The sequence below is a fragment of the uncultured Maritalea sp. genome (assembly GCF_937139385.1).
Classification (GTDB): Bacteria; Pseudomonadota; Alphaproteobacteria; order Rhizobiales; family Devosiaceae; genus Maritalea; species Maritalea porphyrae_A.
In genome coordinates this window covers 1-4,569 of the sequence record NZ_CAKZPW010000247.1, presented here as the reverse complement: position 1 = coordinate 4,569, position 4,569 = coordinate 1, and the positions used below count along the sequence as shown (strand labels likewise).

The window sequence follows — 4,569 nt, the reverse complement described above, 5'->3', positions numbered from 1 at the left end:
TTACACAACCAGCCCGGACAACGCGCTTTTTCGAAAAGTAGTGCGCGAAGCAGGTTGCGCCATAATTGGCCAGACGGCAAATCTCGCACCTGCTGATAAGATCATGTATGGCATTCGCGATGTTACCGCGACCGTTGAGAATGTTTCCCTTATTACATCCTCAATCCTCTCCAAAAAACTAGCAGCTGGTTTGGACGCTTTGGTGCTTGACGTCAAAGTGGGAACCGGTGCGTTTATGCGCACGGCCGAAGACGCTGACGAACTGGCCAAAAGCCTAGTGCATGTGGCCAATGGAGCAGGGGTGAAAACCTCAGCGCTGATAACTGACATGAACGAACCTTTGGCCAGTGCTGCCGGCAACGCTGTTGAAGTGCGTAACGCGGTTGAATTCCTCACGGGCGTTCATCAAGATCAACGATTACTCGATGTTACAATTGAGCTTGCCGCGCTCGGCCTAGGCCTTGTTGGCATTGAAAACGATATGGAAGCAGCAAGGCAAAAATGCCACGAGGCATTGGACAGCGGTGCCGCAGCAGAGCGTTTTGGCAAGATGGTATCCCTTCTTGGTGGACCGACGGATTTTATCGAAAAACACGATAAACATTTGCCAACAGCGCCAATTGTACGTGATGTTTTTGCAGAACGATCAGACACGGTTGCTGGCATTGACGCCAAAGGTGTCGGCATGGCGGTTGTTGTTTTGGGTGGTGGACGCAAAACCCCTACGGATAAATTGAATTACGCGGTTGGCTTTGACAAGATTGCGCCCATTGGGACAAGTCTAGATGCTCAAACACCGATTGCGCGCATTCACGCCGCAAATGAAGATAGCGCGTCAGAAGCCGCTATGCGGTTGCGCAAAGCCTATCATTTGAATGAAGAGCCGGAAAAGCATGGGCTTTTCCATGGATTGATCACTGCGTAGCAGAACAGCGCGCACAACAATCATCAAAGGAGGCAGTTATGCCCCGAGTAATTTTGTGTGTTCTTGACAGTTTTGGCATTGGCGGCGCGCCAGATGCCGCTCAATTTGGTGATGAGGGCGCGAACACATTAGGCCATATTGCAGCAGCCTGCGCGCAAGGTTTGGGTGACAAAGAGGGGGTGCGCAAAGGACCACTGCAATTGCCAAATATGGACATGCTTGGGTTAGGTCAAGCTGCGATGGGCGCAAGCGGCGAATTGCCCAAAGGGCTTTCAGGGGAACACAGAGCTGGGGTCTGGGCCCATGCAAGTGAAGTCTCAAAAGGCAAAGATACCCCATCTGGCCATTGGGAAATTGCAGGTGTACCTGTGGTTTTTGATTGGGGTTATTTCCCAGAAACCATACCAACATTTCCAAAAGAGTTGACTGACGAGTTTGTTAAACGGGCCAAATTGCCGGGCATCTTGGGCGACAAACATGCTTCGGGAACAGTGGTGATTGCCGAGTTGGGTGAAGAAAGCATCAAAACGGGCATGCCAATTTGTTACACCAGCGCCGATAGCGTGTTCCAAATCGCCGCCCATGAGCAGCATTTTGGCCTGGATCGTCTTTATGAGATTTGTGAAATCGCTTTTGACTTGGTGAAGCCTTACAATATCGGGCGGGTTATCGCGCGCCCATTCGTTGGCGAAACAGCAAACACATTTGAGCGCACAGGCAATCGACGGGACCTGTCTGTTCTTCCGCCCGAGCCAACATTGCTGGACCGCGCAAAAGACAATGGTCGCCAAGTGTTTGCGATCGGAAAAATCTCAGACATCTACGCAGCCCAAGGCGTAACCCACAAAATCAAAGCCAACGGCAATATGAACCTGTTTGATGCGACGCTTGATACCTTGGAAATGGCGCGTGACGGCGACTTGATTTTCACCAATTTTGTTGATTTTGATATGCACTATGGTCATCGCCGTGATGTGCCCGGCTATGCTGCAGCACTCGAACAATTCGACCAACGCTTGCCCGAAATGATCGCTAAAATGGAACATGATGACTTACTGGTGCTGACCGCCGATCATGGGTGTGATCCCACTTGGCAGGGCAATGATCACACGCGCGAGCAGGTGCCTGTTTTGGTGTTTTCCCCAAGTTTGACCAAAGGATCAAAAGGGTCTAGATCGACATTCGCAGATATTGGTGAAACAGTGGCTGCATGGTTGCATTTGCCTGCCGGACCACATGGCAAAGCGTTTTTATAAGGATCTGGGGCGAAGAATATGGAAAATGTCAAAGTAATTGATCACCCTTTGGTGCAGCACAAGCTTACCATCATGCGCAACAAAGACACGTCTACAGCGAGCTTTCGTAGACTGTTGCGAGAAATCGCCCATCTATTGTGCTACGAGATCACCCGTGATCTTGAATTAGAAGACATCGACATTGAAACACCGATTCAGCCGATGAAATCACCAGCCCTTAAAGGTAAAAAACTGGTGTTCGCTTCAATTCTGCGAGCGGGCAACGGTCTTTTAGAAGGCATGCTCGATCTCGTGCCATCTGCGCGGGTTTCACACATTGGTCTTTATCGTGATCCTGAGACCCTAGAAGCAATTGAATATTATTTTAAAGCTCCCTCTGATGTGGCTGATCGGCTGGTGGTTGTTGTTGACCCGATGTTGGCGACGGCAAATTCCGCCATTACGGCGGTTGACCGGATCAAACGTCGTGGCGCCGACAATTTGCGCTTCCTTTGTTTGCTCGCAGCCCCTGAAGGCATTATACGCTTCCAAGAAGCTCATCCAGATGTGCCGATTTATACCGCCGCAATTGATGAAAAACTCAACGAAAAAGGCTATATCGTTCCTGGTTTGGGTGATGCAGGCGACCGTATGTACGGGACGCGCTAATCCCCAATCTAAAAACTAGAAAAGGGCAGGGCATGTGTTGCGCTGCCCTTTGACATTTTAGACGGCCTTGAGTGGCAAGCCCAAATCAATCAGCTCTTTACGCGCTTGCGCCGGATCTGCAAAGTGAACCGCCTGCATGCCTAAATAACGGGCCGCCACGACATTGGGAAAACTATCATCAATTAAAACACATTGGTCAGCCGAGAGGCTGTAACGATCTAAGAACCGATGAAAGATCCTGTAGTCTGGCTTGATCAACCGTTCATTGCCGGAAACCACAATGCCATCAAACTTGCGCAAGAATTCGTATTTTTCTAAGCACTCATGAAACTTTTCTCGCGAGAAATTTGTTATGGCAAAAGTTGGAATTTCTGCAGCAACCAATTCCTCTTGAATGTCGATTGTGCCCTGAATTAACCCCGAAATCATTTCGTGCCAGCGGTGATTGTAGGCAGAAATCTGATCAAAATACTGCGGGAAGTGATTTGTTTTTTGTTGAATGCCCTCTGCATAAGATGTGCCCGCATCAAACTCAATATTCCAAAGGCTAGTGCACACATAGTCCTGAAACCATTGCGCTTCTTCTTCGGTGTCAAACAGCTTGCGAAACAGATACATCGGGTTCCAGTCGATGAAGACGCCACCAAGGTCAAAGACCGGCACCAAATAGTCGGACATATAGGATTCTCGTTGGTTGGAGATGTTAAGCGCTAATTGATGTTGATTTGAGCATCAAATCGTGGGCGATAGTAGTAGGTTTTTTCCAATGTGAAACCCGACTGGAAAATAAAGTCCACAATCGGCTGCCATTGTGTAGTCGCCTCTCCAATGATCAAAAACTTGTTTTTGGATTGTTCCGACATTTCAGGAGGAAGTGGAACATATGAGTCTTTGGCATAAGTGCTGCCCCCATTGTAGCCTTTGCTCCAATAGACCTTGGCTTTCCCTTTTTTATCCACAAAGACGCCAGTTACGACCTGCTTCAATGTAGCCGCGGGGTAAGGTGCCATCGTGAACTCGGCGGCCGCAAAATAGTCTTGCAAAATCTTGTTTTGCAGCGATCCGTTTGCGCGTGCAACCAAATCTCCTACTGAACCAGCAACAACAGCAAGACGCCGATCCATGATGATCAAGCGGCTTACTTCGGCCGTGCCAATATAGGTGAACAGCAAGATGGGCAGGATCAGCGCAAATTCGACGGCAGCAATGGCTTGTTTGTCACTTATGAAATGCGAAATGGTTTTTAGAAAACTGCGCGCCAGCCGGGTGCAAGACTTGATCATTTGTATGGCTCATTCATGAAAACGCGTGCCGCAGAAATTACAACGGTGCCGCCAGTCTTGGCAAATCCATAGTCAAAGCCAAAAAAAGTATTCCACTTGTAATAGGCTTCAACCAAAATCACTTCACTGGACGAACCGGCGTCAAACTGTTCAACAATGATCCAATTCCCGTCTTTATCTACTGGAGGGGTAGTATTGGCTGATGAGAATTTTGCGATTGGCCGAGTTCTGAGTTTGATTGCACTGCAATCAATCAGGCCGAAAGTATGGTTGCAAATCTCACTGCGAAAATCTGCTGGCGAATATTTTTCAGCGGCGCCGATCATGATCGATCTTGCAGCATCGTCCACCGCGCTATCAAAAACCTGACTACCCAGCAAAAACAAGCCAGTTTCCAATATTGCGCCAATAAGGGCAAAGAACGGGAAAGCGAGCAAGGCAAATTCGATGACCGTGA

6 protein-coding genes are annotated in these 4,569 nt (G+C 48.8%); 3 read left to right on the top strand and 3 right to left on the bottom strand.

Annotation, left to right across the window (positions count from 1 at the left end; translation table 11 throughout):
* The 3 genes from Q0231_RS10300 to upp form a co-directional block, all read left to right on the top strand.
* The coding region (locus tag Q0231_RS10300) for a thymidine phosphorylase (protein ID WP_299347607.1) at positions 1 to 925 on the top strand (925 nt) is incomplete at its 5' end.
* Between the two features lie 38 nt (positions 926 to 963).
* Complete coding sequence (locus Q0231_RS10295; protein WP_299347605.1) at positions 964 to 2,181, top strand: phosphopentomutase; 1,218 nt, start codon at positions 964 to 966, stop codon at positions 2,179 to 2,181.
* A gap of 18 nt (positions 2,182 to 2,199) precedes the next feature.
* On the top strand, positions 2,200 to 2,829 hold the full coding sequence (gene upp, locus Q0231_RS10290; protein ID WP_299347603.1) for a uracil phosphoribosyltransferase: 630 nt from the start codon (positions 2,200 to 2,202) through the stop codon (positions 2,827 to 2,829).
* A 57-nt stretch (positions 2,830 to 2,886) separates the two neighbouring features.
* Here the strand turns inward: upp and Q0231_RS10285 are convergent, their stop codons facing one another.
* The 3 genes from Q0231_RS10285 to Q0231_RS10275 form a co-directional block, all read right to left on the bottom strand.
* Positions 2,887 to 3,507, bottom strand: a complete 621-nt coding sequence (locus tag Q0231_RS10285) for an HAD family phosphatase (RefSeq protein WP_299347602.1) — start codon at positions 3,505 to 3,507, stop codon at positions 2,887 to 2,889.
* Positions 3,508 to 3,539: 32 nt separating this feature from the next.
* The gene (locus tag Q0231_RS10280) at positions 3,540 to 4,112 is read right to left on the bottom strand and encodes a pilus assembly protein (RefSeq protein ID WP_299347601.1); all 573 of its coding nucleotides are present in this window, start codon (positions 4,110 to 4,112) and stop codon (positions 3,540 to 3,542) included.
* On the bottom strand, positions 4,109 to 4,569 hold a 461-nt coding region (locus Q0231_RS10275; protein WP_299347600.1), incomplete at its 5' end, for a pilus assembly protein. The genes Q0231_RS10275 and Q0231_RS10280, both read right to left, overlap by 4 nt.